Source organism: Amycolatopsis circi, assembly GCF_003385235.1.
Classification (GTDB): domain Bacteria; phylum Actinomycetota; class Actinomycetes; order Mycobacteriales; family Pseudonocardiaceae; genus Amycolatopsis; species Amycolatopsis circi.
This window is the reverse complement of record NZ_PQIA01000006.1, coordinates 23,324-38,526: the sequence shown is the minus strand read 5'-3', so window position 1 is coordinate 38,526 and position 15,203 is coordinate 23,324. Positions and strand designations below refer to the sequence as shown.

Below are 15,203 nucleotides of genomic sequence, written 5' to 3'. Positions count from 1 at the left end.
TCACAACGAGCGCTCTTCCGGCGGCCGCGCGACCGGAGCGTTCCAGTGCCGCCAAAGCGCGAGCACGCGGATCGCGACCACGACCATCGCCGAGAAGGTCGTGACCACTCCCGACGGGAGGCTCAGCGCGTGTCCCGCCCAGACGCAGACCGCGCCGGTCAGCGCGGCCATCGCGTAGATCTCCTTGCGGAGCACGAGCGGGATCTCCCGCAGCAGCAGGTCGCGGACCGCGCCGCCGCCGATGCCGCTGGTCATGCCGATCAGGCACGCGGCGTACCCGGTCGCGCCCGCGTTGAGCGCCAGCGTCGTCCCGGCCGTGGCGAACACGCCGAGCCCGACCGCGTCCGCGAGCAGCACCGCGTGCCGCAGCCGGGCGACCTGCGGGTGGAAGGCGAACACGACCAGCGCCGTCGCCGCGCAAACGGCCAGGTACGGCCAGTTGCGCAGGGACGTCGGCGGATGGATGCCGAGGAGCACGTCGCGGATGATGCCGCCGCCGAGCGCCGTGGTCAGTCCGACCACGACGACGCCGAACACGTCCAGCCGCGCCCGGACCGCGGCCAGCGCCCCGGACGCCGCGAACGCCACCAGCCCCAGGAACTCGAGCGCGATCAGCAGCATCTGCTGGTTCTACTGGTCGAGGAGCCCGCCGCGGTAGGCCAGGAGCGCGGCCTGCACCCGGTTGGCCGCGCCGATCTTCGACAGCACGGCCGAGACGTACCCCTTCACCGTCGCCTCGGACAGGTGCAGCCGCCCGCCGATCTCGGCGTTCGACAGCCCCTGCCCGATCAGCGCGACGACCTCGCGTTCGCGTTCGGACAGCGAGGCCAGGAGCTTGCGCGCCGGCTGCGCGGCCCGCTGCTCGTCACGGTGGCTCTGCACCATGCGGACGGCCACGCCCGGATCGAGGACGGCACCGCCCTTGGCCAGGTCGCGCACCGCGCGCAGCAACGCCGCCGGGTCGATGTCCTTCAGCAGGAAACCGTTGGCGCCGAGCCGCAGCGCGAGGCTGACGTACTCGTCGATGTCGAAGGTGGTGAGCATGGCGACAGTCGGCGGATCGGGCAGCGCGAGAATGGCCCGAAGTGCGCGAATGCCGTCGTCAGGGGCGCGCATCTTGATGTCGAGCAGCGCGACGTCGGGGTGATAGCGACGGGCGACCTCGACCGCCGATCTGCCGTCGCTTGCCTCGCCCACGATCTCGATGTCCGACGCCCCGGACATCATGGCGCGCAGCCCCGACCGAACTAGTTCCTCGTCGTCGGCGAACATGAGCTTGATCAACGAAGCCCTCCGGCAAACCGTGGGTTGGAGGCGGCTCCCCGCACCCGTTACGGAAGATTACCTACTGTTGTTCACGGTTTCGAAACCAGACACGACCAGGTGACTCGACTGGGCCACCGGAGCGGCGGAGAACCGCAGTCAACCCCGTCGCAGGTCACCCACTTGAGTGAGTACGGCGGGTGGGTGCCACCGAGTTGCGTAACCGATCCAGAGAGAGCTGTTGTTCATCGGGCGCACACCACTGGCCGGTCCATCGCGTCCGAAATGTCGGTTGCCGAGGGTGTGGCTGCTCGATGTGGTGGCGCAGGTCCGGTTGACAGCTCAGACGATCCGCAGCGCCTTGCCGAGCCGAGCTAACCGGCCTGGCCCTACGGGGGTCCGGCGTCACGGACGGACGGGTTCGCCGGGCCTGAGTCCTTTGTGGACTTATCTCGCCAGGAGCCAGCCCAGCAACCGGCACCCGCCCCAAAAACTGACTGCCACCCGAGCTGTCCCTGATACGGTGACGTCGATGTTCCAGTTCATCGTTCTCTTCAGCTGACGGTCCTGCGACCCGCCCCTCGCAGATCCAGCACCGGCCCGGGCGGGTCTCAGCGCGCCGTTTTCCGGCGCGGCAACCCGTTGGCCTCGCGCGCCTCGACTCGCGCTGTGCACTGGAGAACGACGTGTCAACTGAACAACCTTCTTATTGGGCCGCGCTGCGCCAACCGCAGGCAGTGCGCTCCTTCCTGCCGAGCATCCTTGGCCGATCGTCGCTGGCGATGTCGGGGCTCGCGCTCGTGTTGCTCCTCGAATCCAGCAGCGGGTCGTTCGCCGCGGCCGGAGCCGTTACGGCTGTGCTGGGAATCGCCAATGTCGTCGCGACGCCATGGCGAGCGCGAGCCATCGACCGATTCGGCCAGACAGCCGTCTTGGCCGCGCTGGGCGCGGTCCACACGATGGTGCTCGCCGTGTTCGCCGCGAATCCCGGTGCGCCGTTGCCTTTCCTGCTGTGCCTCGGCGCAGTCGCGGGATTGTCGGTTCCGCCGTTTGGATCCACGATGCGCGTCGTGTGGTCGGCAGTGCTCGCCAGCGGACCGCTGCGTACTCGCGGATTGAGCCTGGACGCGGTCGCCGAGGAGTTGATTTTCGCAGTCGGCCCCTTGGCTACCGCGGTACTCGCCGCGCTCGCGGATCCGATGCTGGCGCTTTACGTCTCGGCCGGGTCCGTCGCCGCGGGCACTGGCCTTTTCGTGCTCAGTCCGCTGTCCCGGCAGCAGCGAGGACACCGTGCGAAAACAACCGCGAACACGCCTAAACCTTTGCGGTCGCCCGGATTTCTCCCTGTTGTCGTCGCCATCATGGCCCCGGGAATCATCCTCGGCGCGGTCGAGATCGAGGCACCAGCTATTGGGACAGCCGAGGGATCCACGGTTCTCCCCGGCATCGTCTTGGCCCTGTTCGCCGGAGCCAGCGCGCTCGGCGGGCTGCTGTACGGCCGGCTGAATCTGCGCACGTCGGTCGAACGACAGTTGCTCGTCCTCGGAGCGGCGCTGATCGGCGTCAGCGCGACCGCCGGGCTCATCGGGTCCACACCGGTGCTCATCGTCGGCATCGGGGTGGCGGGCGGGTTTATCGCTCCCCTGCTCATCGTCGGCTACCTCGCGGCTGACGCGCGCACTGATCCCAGTGTGCGGACCGAAGCGAGCAGTTGGATCAACACCGCGGTCAATCTCGGAGCCGCCGCTGGCTCGGGTCTCCTCGGCGCGGCGACGGAAACCACGGCCCCCGGCACCGCGCTCGCGATCTGCACCGTCGCCGCGGCGATTGTCCTGATCGTCAGCGCGCCACGACGCCGTCGCGCAACGCCGTGAACAGGCGTCCGAGACGATCCCGGTGGTCCTTCGCCACGGCCTCGTCCGGCTCGCCATCGATGCGGCGGCTGACAGTTTCCACCAGCACCGCGCTGTAGCCAGCGATGAAGAACGCCGCGAGCAAGCCCCCGTCGCCGTCGAAGGCGGGGTCTTGGGTTAGCTCCTCGGCCAGCGCCGACTGGAGTTCGGAGCCGATGGCTCGTGCGCGGGCGATCAACGCGGGCGAACCGGCGACTGTCCGGAAGAACGGTATCGCGTGGGCACTGAGCCCGGAGAGTGGTGCGCGTTCGTCGCTGAGGCGGAAAGTCATGTCCTGCAACGAGGTTAGGACATCGATGCCCGGCGCGTGGTCGCGGACAGCCGCGCGCAGCAGGTCGGCTGCGTCGGCCGCTCGGTCCAGGAAGAGGTCTTCCTTGCGCGCGAAGTGGTTGAAGACGGTCACGCTGGAAACCCCGGCCTCACGCGCGACCTCGGCGACCGTGACGGCTTCGTATCCGCGCTCGAGGAACAGCCGGTTCGCGACCTCCAGGATCCGGGCGCGCGTCTGAGGGCCGCCGCGTTCGCTGGTTCTGGGCATCCGCACCACTTTCTTGCGTGTCTAAATTTAGTTAGTTAAGATAGTAGCAGCCGGCCGAGGGAGAGCCAATGAGCGAGCGCGCGTTTCCCGCGCCGTCCACCGTCAGCGAGCAGGCTCGGGCTTGGCTCGCTTTCGATGTTGGCGAGCTGGCATATCCGGCCGCCGACGACATCGACGGCTGGCTCGCGCTGGCCGCCCAGGCCAATCAGTCGACGGCACAGCGGTTTCCGATTTCCGAGATGCCGGTGAGCGTCGAGGGCTTCGAGGCCGGTAACGCTGTCGGGTACACGGCGAGGCCGCACGGGGTTGACGACGAGGCCGTCTTCCTGTGGCTGCATCCCGGCGGTCTCTTGGTCGGCGGCGGGGACGCGTGCCGTGCGACGACTGCCCGGACCGCACTGTCGATGGGCATGCTCGTGTGGGGCGTCGACTATCGATTGCCGCCGCGGCATCCGCATCCGGCTGCTTTGAATGATGCGATGTCGGTGACCGGCGCGCGCTCGATGAGCGTGCTCCGTCGCAGGTGTTTGTCGGCGGCGACTCGGCCGGCGGGAATATCGCTGCCGCGCTTCTGTTGTGCGCCAGGGATGCCGGGTTACCGATGCCGGCGGCACTGGTGCTCAACACGCCGCAGATTGACCTGACCGAATCCGGCGACACCTTTCAGACCTTCAACGGCGTCGACAACGTCCTCCGTAGTTTGGCTCCGACGAACACGCTCTACGCAGCGGGCGCTGACCTGCGGGATCCGTACCTGTCCCCGATCTTCGGCGACGTTTCCGGTTTCCCGCCCACCTTTCTCCGGAGCGGCACTCGCGATTTGTTCCTGTCGAACACGGTCCGGATGCATCGCAAACTACGCGCGGCGGGCGTAGCGGCCGAACTGCACGTGTTCGAGGCGATGCCGCACGGCGGGTTCGGCGGCGACAGCCCGGAGGACTTGGACGCGGCGGCGGAGCAGCGACGTTTCCTGACGAAGCATGGACGCCGGGCTCAACGATGCCGTCAGGTTATCGACGGATAGCGAACCAGTCTTGGACGCCAGCCGCGCGTGGTGGCAAAACTTGAGGCATGGGCACCAATACCCCGGCTATTCGTCTTCCCGGCTCCGATACTCGTCGAGCAGCAGCTTCGTAGTCAGCTCGATGTGGTCCCGCAGCGCTTCGACCGTGCCGGGGATGTCTCGTTCGATCGCGCGGTCGCAGATCAGCCGGTGTTCCGCGGCGACGTCCCGGTGGCTACCCTCGCTCGAGGTGCGGGCCCAGCATCGGTAGACCTCGGCGGATTCGCGCAGTTGCGTCGCCACCGCGCGCAGGTGCTGGTTGAGGCAGCCCTCCAGCAGGACCTCGTGGAACCGGGCATGTGCGGCCAGCCACCGTTCGTTGATCGCGTCTGACTCGTCGGCGAACGTGGTGCGGGCGAGATTGTGGTGGGCCGCGAGCAGGTCGGACTCCCATTCGATGCTGCCGTGCGCGAGGGATTCGCGGACTACGTGCGTTTCGACGACCACGCGCGCTTCGGTGAGGTCTTGCAGGGTGTCGGGGGAGACATCGATGACCCGGAACCCCTGCTGCGGCGCGAAAGTCGCAAGGCCCTGGCCGACGAGACGGGGAAGCGCTTCCCGCAGGACGCCGCTGCTGGCGTCGTAGTCACCCTTGAGCGCTTCCACGCGCAGCCGCGATCCGGGCTCGTGTCGGCCGTTGAGGATGTCGGCGCGAAGACGCAGGTAGACGTCCTCGACGCGGGTCGTGCTGCGAGCACCAGTCATGTCGCAGATCGTACCTGATTACGCACACAAGCCAGAATCTCGAGATTTATTTGACTTATCGAGATTCCCCGGTGTTCACTGGCCGAGGAAGCAGCGGAAGGACGCGGAGAATGAAAACGACGACACGGGCGGGCCGGATGTGCCTGGTGCTCGACGACAAGGTGATCGACGTCGAGGGCGCGAGCGGCGGGCGGTTCCCGGCCGATCCGCTCGCGGTTTTCGAGCGCTGGACCGAGTTCGCGGAGTGGGGGCGCACGACGACCGGCGGGCCGGCCGCGCCCGAGGGCGAGGCGGGGAGTCCCTCGCCGAAGCCGCGGCAGGTCTTCGCGATCGGGTTGAATTACCGGGAGCACGCGCAGGAAGCGGGGCTTGCGCTGCCGGAGTCGCCAGCCACGTTCACGAAGTTCGCTACCTCCCTCGCCGGCCCGGAGAACCAGCTGCGGCTGCCCAGCGAGTTCGTCGACTGGGAAGCCGAACTCGTGGTCGTGATCGGCCGCCGCACCGAGAAGACGGCGGCCGAAGACGCTTGGCTGCATGTGGCGGGATTGACTGTGGGGCAAGACTTTTCCGAACGCGTCGTGCAGGCGGCGGGGCCGGTCCCGCAGTTTTCGCTTGGCAAGTCGTTTCCGGGATTCGCTCCTACCGGGCCAGTGCTGGTGACCGCGGACGAGTTGGCCGACCCCGACGATCTCGCGGTCGAATGCCTCGTCAACGGCGAGAGTGTGCAGAAGGCTCGCACGTCGTCGATGGTCTTCTCGGTCGCTGAGTTGATCGCCCGACTGTCGGCGGTGTGCCCGTTGTTGCCCGGAGACCTGATCTTCACCGGCACGCCCTCGGGCGTCGGGCATTCGCGGTCTCCACGGCGCTACCTGCGGCCCGGCGACGAGGTGGTCACGCAGATCGAAGGTATCGGCCAGCTCCGGCAGCTCTGCGTCGCCGGGTGAAAGGGGCAATTCCATGGCACTGCACAGATTGAAGTCGCTGACCGTCGGCGTGCCCGACGTCGAAGGCACCGCCGGGTACTACGCCGATTTCGGGCTTACGCAGCTCGCACCGGGCCGGTTCGCCACGGTCGAGGGCGGGGAGCAGTTCGTCCTCAAGCAGTCGCGAGTCCGCCGCTTGCTGGGTCTGACCGTCGCGGTCGATGACGCCGACGATCTTGGCCGCATTGCCGCGAACCTTGACCGGCTGGGCATTCCGGTGCGGCGCGACGCAGAAACCCTGCACGCCCGGGAACCGATCGCGGACATCGCGGTCGAAGCGGTCATCGCGCCGCGGCTGGTACGCGCATCCGTCCCGGCCACCCCGTACAACGGCCCTGGGCGGCTCGACCGTGCCGATACCCGCGCGCCGGTGCTGTCCCGGACCGAGCCGGTGCGGCCGCTTGCGCTGGGACACGTCGTGATCGGGACCGTCGAGCAGGAGTCGACTCAGCGGTTCTTCACCGACGGCATCGGGTTCAAGGTCAGCGACGTCGTTCCAGGCCGGGCCGCGTTCCTGCGGTGTTCCACCGATCATCACAACCTGCTCGTGCAGCAGGCTCCGCTCAATTTCCTGCACCACACGTCGTGGCAGGTGTCCGATGTGGACGATGTCGGCCGCGGGGCGATGAGCATGCTCGCCGAGCATCCGGAACGGCACGTCTGGGGGCTGGGCCGCCACCACATCGGGTCGAATTTCTTCTGGTATCTCAAGGATCCCGCCGGGAACTTCGCCGAGTACTACTCCGACATGGACGCCATCGTCGACGACCAACTCTGGACGCCGCGATCGTTCGAGGGCCTCCAGTCGCTCTACGAATGGGGTCCGCCGCCCCCGCCGTCGTTCATCAATCCGGAAGACCTGGCGGCGCACATGACCGGCGCGCACGCAGAAGGCAGTTGAGCACCCCCGCCGACGGAGAGGCCATTACCTTGCGTTTCATCGCTATGGAGGAAGCGTTCGCGCTCCCCGAACTGCAGGCCGGATACCCCGTGCCCAAGACGGAAACCGCCGCGCGGTGGGTCGAGGATTGGGGAACCCGGTTGTGCGACTACACGACTTACCGGCTGCCGGAAATGGACAAGAACGGTATCGACGTCCAGGTGCTTTCCCTGACCGCGCCCGGCATTCAAGGCCTGACCGATCCGGAAAGGGCCGGCAAAGACGCCCGGATCGCCAATGAACACCTAGCCGAAGTGATCGCCGACCACCCGGACCGGTTCCGCGGGCTGGCCGCGTTGCCGCTCCAGGACCCCGATGCCGCGGTCACGGAACTCCGCCGCGCCATCGGCACGCTCGGTCTCAGCGGGGCGCTCGTCAACGACCACACCAACGGCACCTACCTCGATGACCCGCGCTACGAACCGGTGTGGGCCGCGCTCGAAGAACTGAACGTGCCGCTCTACCTCCACCCCGGTGCTCCCCCGGCCGAGCCGTGGCAGGTGCTCGAGGGACGACCTGAACTGCGCGGTCCATTGTGGAGCTGGGGAGCGGAGACAAGCGGACACGCTCTCCGGCTGGTTTTCGGCGGCGTCTTCGACCGGCATCCCGGTGCCACGCTCATTCTCGGCCACCTCGGCGAGTTCCTGCCGTTTCAGCTCGCGCGTCTTGATTCGCGCTACGACCGGCAGGAACACCGGACCCTCGCCCGTAAACCGTCGGAATACTTCGGCGACAACATTTTGATCACCACCAGCGGTGTTTGTTCCCCGGCCGCGCTTGCCGGTGCGGTCCTGAGCGTCGGTGCGGACGCGATCATGTTCGCTGTCGACTACCCGTTCGAAGACACCGCCGAAGCCGTTAAGTTCCTCGAACAAGCGCCGATCAGCAATGGCGACCGGGAGAAGATCAGCCACCGCAACGCCGAACGGGTGTTGCGCCTGCCGACAGCGAAGGCAAGCACGTGAGGACAATGCCGTGGCGAGCCATCGCGATCGGGCTGGCCGTCATGACGCTGGAGGGGTACGACCTCGTCGCTTTCGGCGCGACGACGCCGCTGTTGCTCCGGCACCAGCCGTGGCAGCTCTCCCTGCCCGAGCTGGGCACGCTGGGCAGCCTCACCCCGGTGGGCATGCTCTTCGGCGCTCTGCTGGTCGGGCCGCTCACCGACCGATACGGACGACGCCGGACGACTTTGCTCAGCATCGCGGTCGTTTCGCTGGGCATGTTCGCCTGCGCGTTCGCGGCCAATCCGGAACTGTTCGGCACCAGCAGGCTCCTCGTCGGATTGGGAGTCGGCGCGGTCTACCCGGCGATGGGGCCGCTGATCTTCGAACTCGCGCCGCCGAAGCGGAAGAACCTCAGCTCGACGATCGTCCAATGTGGAGTAACGGTCGGCGGCTCGCTGGCTGCGGTCGTGGCCGCGGCTTTCTTGCAGGGAGACAACTTCCGGCCGGAGTACGTGGTCGGCGGCGTGGTCGGACTGCTGTTGTTGCCGATGACCTACCGCTGGTTGCCTGAATCACCGGTGTATCGGCGAGAGCCGACGGGAGCACGCGGCTTGCGCGTCGTGTTGCGGCCGCCATATACGGGAACGACCGCGCTGTTCTGCGTCATGGTGATCTGTTCGTTCTTGCTCATCTTCGGGATCAACACGTGGCTGCCGCAATTGATGCAGGCCGCGAGGTATCCACTCGACTCCTCGCTGATGTTCCTTACCTTGCTCAACGTCGGCGCGACCGTCGGCGGCCTCGCGATCGCGGTGCTCGCTGACCGAGCCGGGTCGAGAGTCCCCATTATCGCTTGTTTCGTCGTCGCCGCGGGCGCCATGGCCGCGCTGAGCATCCGGTCGCCGTTGATCGTTCTTTCCGTGATCGTGCTGATCGGCGGGGCTGGCGCGTTCGGCGTGCAGGGATTGATCAACGTATACATCGCCCGCACTTATCCGGCGCACGCCAGGGCCAGCGCGATCGGGGTCGCGCTGGGGATCGGCCGGATCGGCGCGATCGCCGGGCCGGTGCTGGGCGGGTGGGTGCTTGCCGCCGGTTTCGCTCCACAGTGGAATTTCCTGCTTTTCGCGGTGCCAGCGGTTTTCGGGGCGATCCTCACCGTTGCCCTCGGAAGTTTCCGCCGTACCGCGGAAACCCCCACGTCGCAGCCGATCGAAGAACCGGCTTGAGCGGAGGAACAGTCATGGACACATACGACATCGCTGTCGTGGGCTGCGGTCCGGTCGGCTTGACCCTGGCGCGGTTGCTCAGCGCGAAAGGGCTCCGGGTCGCCGCGATCGACCCGAACCGGATCGTCTGCCACCATCCGCGGGCGACCCATCTCGACGACGAATCGATGCGCACCCTGCAAACGCTGGGCGCGGCCGATCTGGAACAGCGGTTCCTGCGGCAGACCGGGTGGACGCTGCAACTGCCGGACGGGACGCCGTTCCTCGAATTCGCCCACGCGCGAGGCGAATCCGGACAGGGCTGGCGCACGGATTACCAGTTCCATCAACCGGATTTCGAATCCCGGCTGCGCGGTTTGCTCGCGAGCGACCCGAACGTCGACCTTTGGTTCGGCTGGTCCGTCACCGAGATCACTCAGGACTCCGACGCCGTCTACCTCACGGTGACAGACCGGGACCAAGTCAAGACGCTGAAAGCGGCTTACGCCGTCGGCGCCGACGGGGCGAATTCATTTGTCCGGCAATTGATGGACGCTGAGGTCGAGGATCTGGAGGGGACGCAACGTTCGCTCATCGTCGACATCCATCCGTTCCAGCATCCTCCGGCGCTTCCCGAGAAGTCCGGATTCATTCTGTGCCAGGGACAACGGCCGATCACCTACGTGCCGATCTTTCCCCCGATGCTGCGGTTCGAATTCATGCTCCTCGACGGAGACGACGCCGCCGCGCTCGAACGCCCGCAGGCGGTCTACGACGCGCTCAGCCGCTGGATCGAGCCGGGCAGCTACCGCATCATGCGAGCCGACACTTACGAATGGCACGCGCGGCTCGTGCACGGCTGGCGTTCGGGAAGGCTGTTCCTCGCCGGCGACGCCGCGCACGAGATGCCGCCGATGCTCGGGCAAGGCATGTGTTCCGGGCTCCGCGACGCGGCGAACCTCGCTTGGAAACTCGCCGCCGTCGTCCAGGGTGTCAGCTCCGACAGTCTGCTCGATACCTACGAGAGCGAGCGCGCCCCGCATGTTCGCCCCTACATCGTCGAATCCGCCCGGCAGGCCAATCTCATCGAGTCGTTCGGCATCGGCGATTCCCATCCGGAACTGGCGGAACCGCAGACGCTCGAGCCGTTGCGGCCGCCGCTCGGACCCGGCCTGACCGGGGAGCCCGGCCAACTCAGCCCGCAGCCTCGGGACGCCGATGGCGCGCGGCTTGACGACATCACCGGATACAACTTCGTCGTCGTGGGCAAGCAGGCCGTGTCGGCAGAGGTCGAGGAGTTGTGGCGACGGCTTGACGTCGCGGTGGTCGCCGATGCCGGTCCGGCCGTCGAAGAGTGGTTGGCCGCGAATTCGGCTACCGCGGCCATCATCCGCCCGGACCGGTACGCGTTCGCCCTCGCCGCCGATACCGCGGAACTGGAGACGGCGACGAAGGAACTCGCGCGGCGCATGGAGGTGCGCGCATGAAGCCGTACGGCACTGGGATGATCTGGGGCGAAGGGCCGCGCTGGCACCAAGGTGCGCTGTGGCTGTCCGACACTCAGGGCAGCCAGCTGTGGACCGATCACGGCGGAAGCTGGAGCGCCACGAAGCTGGACTCACCGGCCAACGGCTTGTGGTTCTTGCCCGACGGCAGGCTCACCGCGGCCATGATGCACGAGAAACGCATCGGCGTCTGGACCGGCGGACACTTCGACACCTACGCGGATCTCAGCGCTGTGGCCACCGGTCCGCTGGGCGACCTTGTCGGCGACGAACAGGGAAATCTGTATGTCGACGACGTCGGGTTCATCCCTGGTGAGCCGCCGCGGCCAGGCCGTCTGTTGCGAGTTGGCGTCGACGGCTCAGCCGCTGTCGCCGCCGAGAACCTCGACTTCCCCAACGGTCTCGCCTTCATCGACGATGGGCGCACTCTGCTCGTGGCCGAAACCGCCGCGCAACGGCTGACGGCCTTCACTGTCGGCGCGGATGGCACGCTGGCCGACCGGCGTCTTTACGCCGACCTCGCCGATTTGGAGGGTCCCGAAGCTCGTCCGGACGGAATCTGGCCAGTTTCGGAAGGAATCTGGGTCGCGACCACCAGCGGGCACACAGTCGTCCTGGTCCGGGACAACACGGTGCGCGCCACGATCAGCACCGGTGCCGAGTTTCCCATCGCGTGCTGCAGCGATGGCGGGAACCGGCTGTTCGTCACCCTTGCCGACACCGGCGGACGGCCGCTGCTCGAGGCCCTCGCAGCCAAGGCTGTGCGGACCACGGTCGCGGAAGTGGAGGTCGAATGACCGGCTGGGTCCCGGTGGAGGAAGCGCAGATCACCGACTTCGCCCGGTACGCCTCGGACCGCACCGGCCGCGACCTGACCGGCGGATACCGGACGCTGTGGGAATGGTCGGTGCAGGACCTCGACGGCTTCTGGTCCGCGGTGTGGGACTACTTCGGACTGCCTGCGCGCCCGGAGGGGCAACCGGCGCTGGCGACCGAGGCGATGCCGGGCAGCGTCTGGTTCCCGGGGAGCACGTTGAACTATGCGGCCGAGGTGTTCCGGGACCGCGACGAGTCCGCCACCGCGGTGATCGCGGTGTCCGAGGACGCCGCCCCGGTCGAGTTGAGCTGGGGCGAGTTGCGCCGTCAAGTCGGGTCTGTCGCCGCTTCTTTGGCCGCGTTGGGCGTGTCGTCCGGCGACCGGGTTGTGGGATATCTGCCTAATTCGGCGGAGGCGATCGTGGCGTTCCTGGCCACCGCGAGTCTCGGAGCGATCTGGGCCGGATGCGGTTTGGACTACGTCGGGTCGGCGGCGCAGGCACGGTTCGCGCAGCTCACGCCGACTGTGCTGATCACCGCGACCCGGGCCCGGCACGGCGGCCGGGTCGTCGAGCGTGGTGCTGATGTGGCGGCGTTGCGGGCCGGACTGTCCACTTTGGTCGCTACCGTGGTCGTCGACGATCCAGACTCGGTGCCCGGGGCGATTCCCTGGTCGTCGATCTCCAGCGGAGATGATGCGCTGACGCCTGTGTCGGTGCCTTTCGATCATCCGTTGTGGGTCTTGTTTTCTTCGGGTACTACTGGCCGTCCTAAAGGGATAGTGCACGGGCATGGCGGTGTAGTCCTTGAGCAGCTGAAGCATTCCGCGTTTCATCAAGACCTGCGGACTGGCGATCGGATCCTCTGGTACACCACGCCGAGCTGGATGCTGTGGAACTCCCTCGTCGGCGCTCTCCTGGTCGGAGCGACCGCGGTTTGTTACGACGGCAGTCCCGCCTTCGGCCGTCCAGATGCGTTGTGGGAGTTGGCCGCCCGCTTACGGGTCACCACCTTGGGCACCAGTCCTGGGTACCTGGCGTCCTGTCGCAAGGCCGGTGTCCGGCTTGCTGACCATGACTTGAGCGCGTTGGCACGGCTCGGAGTCACCGGATCGACGTTTCCGGCTGACCTGCATCGCTGGACCGAGGATGAACTCGGGTCGCGGGTCCAGGTCGTTTCCAGCAGCGGCGGGACAGATGTCGTCACGGCCTTCGCGAGCGCGGCACCCACCACCCCGGTGTGGGCGGGTGAGTTGTCGGCTCCGTGCCTCGGCGTCGCGCTGGATTCCCTGGGGCATAACGGGGAACCTGTGCGTGGCACGGTCGGCGAACTGGTCGTGCGGCGTCCGATGCCGTCCATGCCACTGCGGTTCTGGAACGACCCCGACGGCATTCGGTACCGGGCCGCGTATTTCGACACGTTCCCGGGCGTGTGGCGGCACGGCGATTGGACGACCATCACCGACCGCGGCTCGGTGATCATCCACGGCCGTTCAGACGCGACGCTGAATCGGCACGGCGTGCGGATGGGCAGCAGCGACATTTATGGGCCAGTGGAGGAACTTCCGGAGATTTCCGAGGCTCTTGTCGTCGGTGTTGAGCTGGACGACGGTGGGTATTGGATGCCGTTGTTCGTCGCCATGGCCGACGGGATCGACCTCGACGACGCGCTGCGGAAGCGGATCCTCGCGGCCATCCGCCGGGGTGCTTCGCCGCGGCATGTCCCCGACGAAATCATTGCGGCACCGGGGATTCCGCATACTCGGACGGGGAAGAAGCTGGAGGTTCCGGTGAAGCGGCTGTTGCGCGGGGAGGAGCCGGACGGCGTGGTCGATCCGGGGAGCGTTGATCGGCCTGATCTTCTTGACTGGTATCGGGATGTCTACGAGGGAAGGGTAAAAGGGACCGGCGTGTCGTGCTCCCAAATCTTTCGCGAAGCCTCCTCCGGATAGGGAACAGTCACCGACTCGACGTCCAGCACGCGAGTCAGGCGCTGATCGGGACGGTAGGCAGCCCATCCGGGATCGCCAGTGGCAGCGAAGCTGGCCCAGGCCTGTCGAAGCTCCTCGGACACCCGAAGCGTTGCGGTATCAGGCGTCTCGCCGAATACCTGACGGCCGACCGGACTGTCCAGGGTTCCGAATGCAAGAGGTACATCAAGGCTGTGACACGCACCCACGCCGGGCGCGGACAAGCACAACTCGAAGAGATAGGACCTGCCACCGGCCAGCGCGTTCGCCTCGGCCAACTTCTGACTCGGTATGCGGAAGAGCGCGTCCGAGTAGACGATCTCCATCAGCTCCTCCGGGCTGGCTTCCGCGTAGGCGGCGCGGTAGCCGTCCGGTTCCGGGGCGAAGAGATCGAGGGCCAATTGGGCGTCCTCGGCGGTGAACGTACCGAGCCGTCCGGCCATGACGGAGAACAGCCGGAACTCGTCGCGGGTGTGGCCGACGAGAAGGTCGACGCCGTTCTCCAGAGCGGACCAGGGTGCCCGAGGGAGGGAAGTCTCGTCCAGAACCGGGCAAACTCCGGCCCCGATTTGGGCCATCGGACCCCAGCGATCGCGCTGGCCGGGCAGCCCAGCGTTGAAGGCGGTGAGTTTGTCGGCCAGCTGCCACGGGTCGATGTTCCGGAGGTCGTCCCCGTTCGCGAGCGCGGCGGTGACCTGCTTCGCGAGCAGCGGAAGGACGAAGGCGCTGGGCACGGAATGGGTGATGGCGCGCTGGAATAAGCCTTGCGTCGTCACGAGCAAGGACGCGATCGATCCCGCTCCCGCCGACTGTCCGGCGACGCACACTCGCGCGGGGTCGCCGCCGAAGCGGGAGATGTTGCGCTGCACCCATTCCAGGGCGGCGATCTGGTCCAGGAACCCTCGGTTGACCGGAGCCCCGTCGATGAGCGCGAATCCTTCGACGCCGACCCGGTAGTTGACGCTCACCACGACCAGCCCCGCCGCGCACAGCAGGGTCGGATCGTAAGTCGGGTCGCTGCTCACCGAGATGACGTATCCGCCGCCTGGCAGCCACACCAGCACCGGCAGCCCGGCCGCGCCTGGATCCGGCGTCGAGACGTTGAGGGTGAGCCAGTCCGTCTCGTGAGCCGACTCCATCTGGACTGGCCCGGATTGCGGAGGCAGCGGACCGAACTCGGTCGCCTGCCGCGTGCCGTCCCAGGGCGCAACCGGCACCGGCGCGGCGAACCGGCGCTCGCCGACCGGCGGCTGGGCGTACGGGACTCCGCGAAACTCCGCCATCCCCGCCCGCCAGCGGCCCGCCACGGCCCCCTCGACCGTCCGGACCGCCGGCTGCCTCTCGTTTTCCATC

Annotated in this window: 15 protein-coding genes; 10 read left to right on the top strand and 5 right to left on the bottom strand. The window is 67.4% G+C overall.

Annotation, left to right across the window (positions count from 1 at the left end):
- The gene (locus D0D37_RS02685) at positions 1-621 is read right to left on the bottom strand and encodes a trimeric intracellular cation channel family protein (protein WP_116198890.1); all 621 of its coding nucleotides are present in this window, start codon (positions 619-621) and stop codon (positions 1-3) included.
- Between the two features lie 9 nt (positions 622-630).
- A complete protein-coding gene (locus tag D0D37_RS02680) occupies positions 631-1,284 on the bottom strand; it encodes a response regulator (protein ID WP_009083595.1) in 654 nt (217 codons plus the stop codon).
- A 665-nt stretch (positions 1,285-1,949) separates the two neighbouring features.
- Here D0D37_RS02680 and D0D37_RS02675 point away from each other — a divergent pair.
- Positions 1,950-3,137, top strand: coding sequence for an MFS transporter (locus D0D37_RS02675; RefSeq protein ID WP_208719764.1), 1,188 nt, complete (start codon positions 1,950-1,952; stop codon positions 3,135-3,137).
- Here the strand turns inward: D0D37_RS02675 and D0D37_RS02670 are convergent.
- Positions 3,103-3,714, bottom strand: a complete 612-nt coding sequence (locus D0D37_RS02670) for a TetR/AcrR family transcriptional regulator (protein ID WP_116198888.1) — start codon at positions 3,712-3,714, stop codon at positions 3,103-3,105. The genes D0D37_RS02675 and D0D37_RS02670 overlap by 35 nt on opposite strands.
- Before the next feature lie 68 nt (positions 3,715-3,782).
- Between D0D37_RS02670 and D0D37_RS48410 the strand changes: the two genes are divergently transcribed.
- Positions 3,783-4,358, top strand: a complete 576-nt coding sequence (locus tag D0D37_RS48410; protein WP_279630242.1) for an alpha/beta hydrolase — start codon at positions 3,783-3,785, stop codon at positions 4,356-4,358.
- Positions 4,271-4,738 (top strand): alpha/beta hydrolase fold domain-containing protein, encoded by a 468-nt coding sequence (locus D0D37_RS48405; RefSeq protein WP_279630247.1) that lies wholly within the window; start codon positions 4,271-4,273, stop codon positions 4,736-4,738. The genes D0D37_RS48410 and D0D37_RS48405 overlap by 88 nt, the downstream gene beginning before the upstream one ends.
- Positions 4,739-4,804: 66 nt before the next feature.
- Here the strand turns inward: D0D37_RS48405 and D0D37_RS02660 are convergent, their stop codons facing one another.
- Positions 4,805-5,482, bottom strand: a complete 678-nt coding sequence (locus tag D0D37_RS02660; protein WP_116198887.1) for a GntR family transcriptional regulator — start codon at positions 5,480-5,482, stop codon at positions 4,805-4,807.
- Between the two features lie 110 nt (positions 5,483-5,592).
- Here D0D37_RS02660 and D0D37_RS02655 point away from each other — a divergent pair, with 110 nt between their 5' ends.
- From D0D37_RS02655 to D0D37_RS02625, 7 genes are read left to right on the top strand one after another with little or no spacing between them, the layout of a single operon-like run.
- Complete coding sequence (locus D0D37_RS02655; protein WP_116198886.1) at positions 5,593-6,426, top strand: fumarylacetoacetate hydrolase family protein; 834 nt, start codon at positions 5,593-5,595, stop codon at positions 6,424-6,426.
- A gap of 13 nt (positions 6,427-6,439) precedes the next feature.
- Positions 6,440-7,366 (top strand): VOC family protein, encoded by a 927-nt coding sequence (locus tag D0D37_RS02650; protein WP_116198885.1) that lies wholly within the window; start codon positions 6,440-6,442, stop codon positions 7,364-7,366.
- Between the two features lie 29 nt (positions 7,367-7,395).
- Positions 7,396-8,370: an amidohydrolase family protein gene (locus D0D37_RS02645; protein WP_116198884.1), complete on the top strand. Its 975-nt coding sequence runs from the start codon at positions 7,396-7,398 to the stop codon at positions 8,368-8,370.
- A gap of 5 nt (positions 8,371-8,375) precedes the next feature.
- Complete coding sequence (locus D0D37_RS02640) at positions 8,376-9,581, top strand: MFS transporter (protein ID WP_116198883.1); 1,206 nt, start codon at positions 8,376-8,378, stop codon at positions 9,579-9,581.
- 14 nt (positions 9,582-9,595) lie between these two features.
- Positions 9,596-11,047, top strand: a complete 1,452-nt coding sequence (locus tag D0D37_RS02635; RefSeq protein ID WP_116198882.1) for a bifunctional 3-(3-hydroxy-phenyl)propionate/3-hydroxycinnamic acid hydroxylase — start codon at positions 9,596-9,598, stop codon at positions 11,045-11,047.
- Positions 11,044-11,862 (top strand): SMP-30/gluconolactonase/LRE family protein, encoded by an 819-nt coding sequence (locus D0D37_RS02630; RefSeq protein ID WP_116198881.1) that lies wholly within the window; start codon positions 11,044-11,046, stop codon positions 11,860-11,862. The genes D0D37_RS02635 and D0D37_RS02630 overlap by 4 nt, the downstream gene beginning before the upstream one ends.
- The gene (locus D0D37_RS02625) at positions 11,859-13,832 is read left to right on the top strand and encodes an acetoacetate--CoA ligase (RefSeq protein ID WP_116198880.1); all 1,974 of its coding nucleotides are present in this window, start codon (positions 11,859-11,861) and stop codon (positions 13,830-13,832) included. The genes D0D37_RS02630 and D0D37_RS02625 overlap by 4 nt, the downstream gene beginning before the upstream one ends.
- Here D0D37_RS02625 and D0D37_RS02620 read toward each other — a convergent pair.
- A complete protein-coding gene (locus tag D0D37_RS02620) occupies positions 13,763-15,202 on the bottom strand; it encodes a carboxylesterase/lipase family protein (protein WP_116198958.1) in 1,440 nt (479 codons plus the stop codon). The two genes, D0D37_RS02625 and D0D37_RS02620, sit on opposite strands and share 70 nt — an antisense overlap.
- Position 15,203 lies beyond the last annotated feature (1 nt).

What these genes read in the sequence shown, in the direction of transcription:
- D0D37_RS02640 (WP_116198883.1), top strand. Translation starts at nt 8,376, where the DNA reads ATGCCGTGGCGAGCCATCGCGATCGGGCTGGCCGTCATGACGCTGGAG.
- D0D37_RS02625 (WP_116198880.1), top strand. Translation starts at nt 11,859, where the DNA reads ATGACCGGCTGGGTCCCGGTGGAGGAAGCGCAGATCACCGACTTCGCC.
- D0D37_RS02630 (WP_116198881.1), top strand. Translation starts at nt 11,044, where the DNA reads ATGAAGCCGTACGGCACTGGGATGATCTGGGGCGAAGGGCCGCGCTGG.
- D0D37_RS02685 (WP_116198890.1), bottom strand. Translation starts at nt 621, where the DNA reads ATGCTGCTGATCGCGCTCGAGTTCCTGGGGCTGGTGGCGTTCGCGGCG.
- D0D37_RS48410 (WP_279630242.1), top strand. Translation starts at nt 3,783, where the DNA reads ATGAGCGAGCGCGCGTTTCCCGCGCCGTCCACCGTCAGCGAGCAGGCT.
- D0D37_RS02660 (WP_116198887.1), bottom strand. Translation starts at nt 5,482, where the DNA reads ATGACTGGTGCTCGCAGCACGACCCGCGTCGAGGACGTCTACCTGCGT.
- D0D37_RS02655 (WP_116198886.1), top strand. Translation starts at nt 5,593, where the DNA reads ATGAAAACGACGACACGGGCGGGCCGGATGTGCCTGGTGCTCGACGAC.
- D0D37_RS02620 (WP_116198958.1), bottom strand. Translation starts at nt 15,202, where the DNA reads ATGGAAAACGAGAGGCAGCCGGCGGTCCGGACGGTCGAGGGGGCCGTG.
- D0D37_RS02650 (WP_116198885.1), top strand. Translation starts at nt 6,440, where the DNA reads ATGGCACTGCACAGATTGAAGTCGCTGACCGTCGGCGTGCCCGACGTC.
- D0D37_RS02670 (WP_116198888.1), bottom strand. Translation starts at nt 3,714, where the DNA reads ATGCCCAGAACCAGCGAACGCGGCGGCCCTCAGACGCGCGCCCGGATC.
- D0D37_RS02635 (WP_116198882.1), top strand. Translation starts at nt 9,596, where the DNA reads ATGGACACATACGACATCGCTGTCGTGGGCTGCGGTCCGGTCGGCTTG.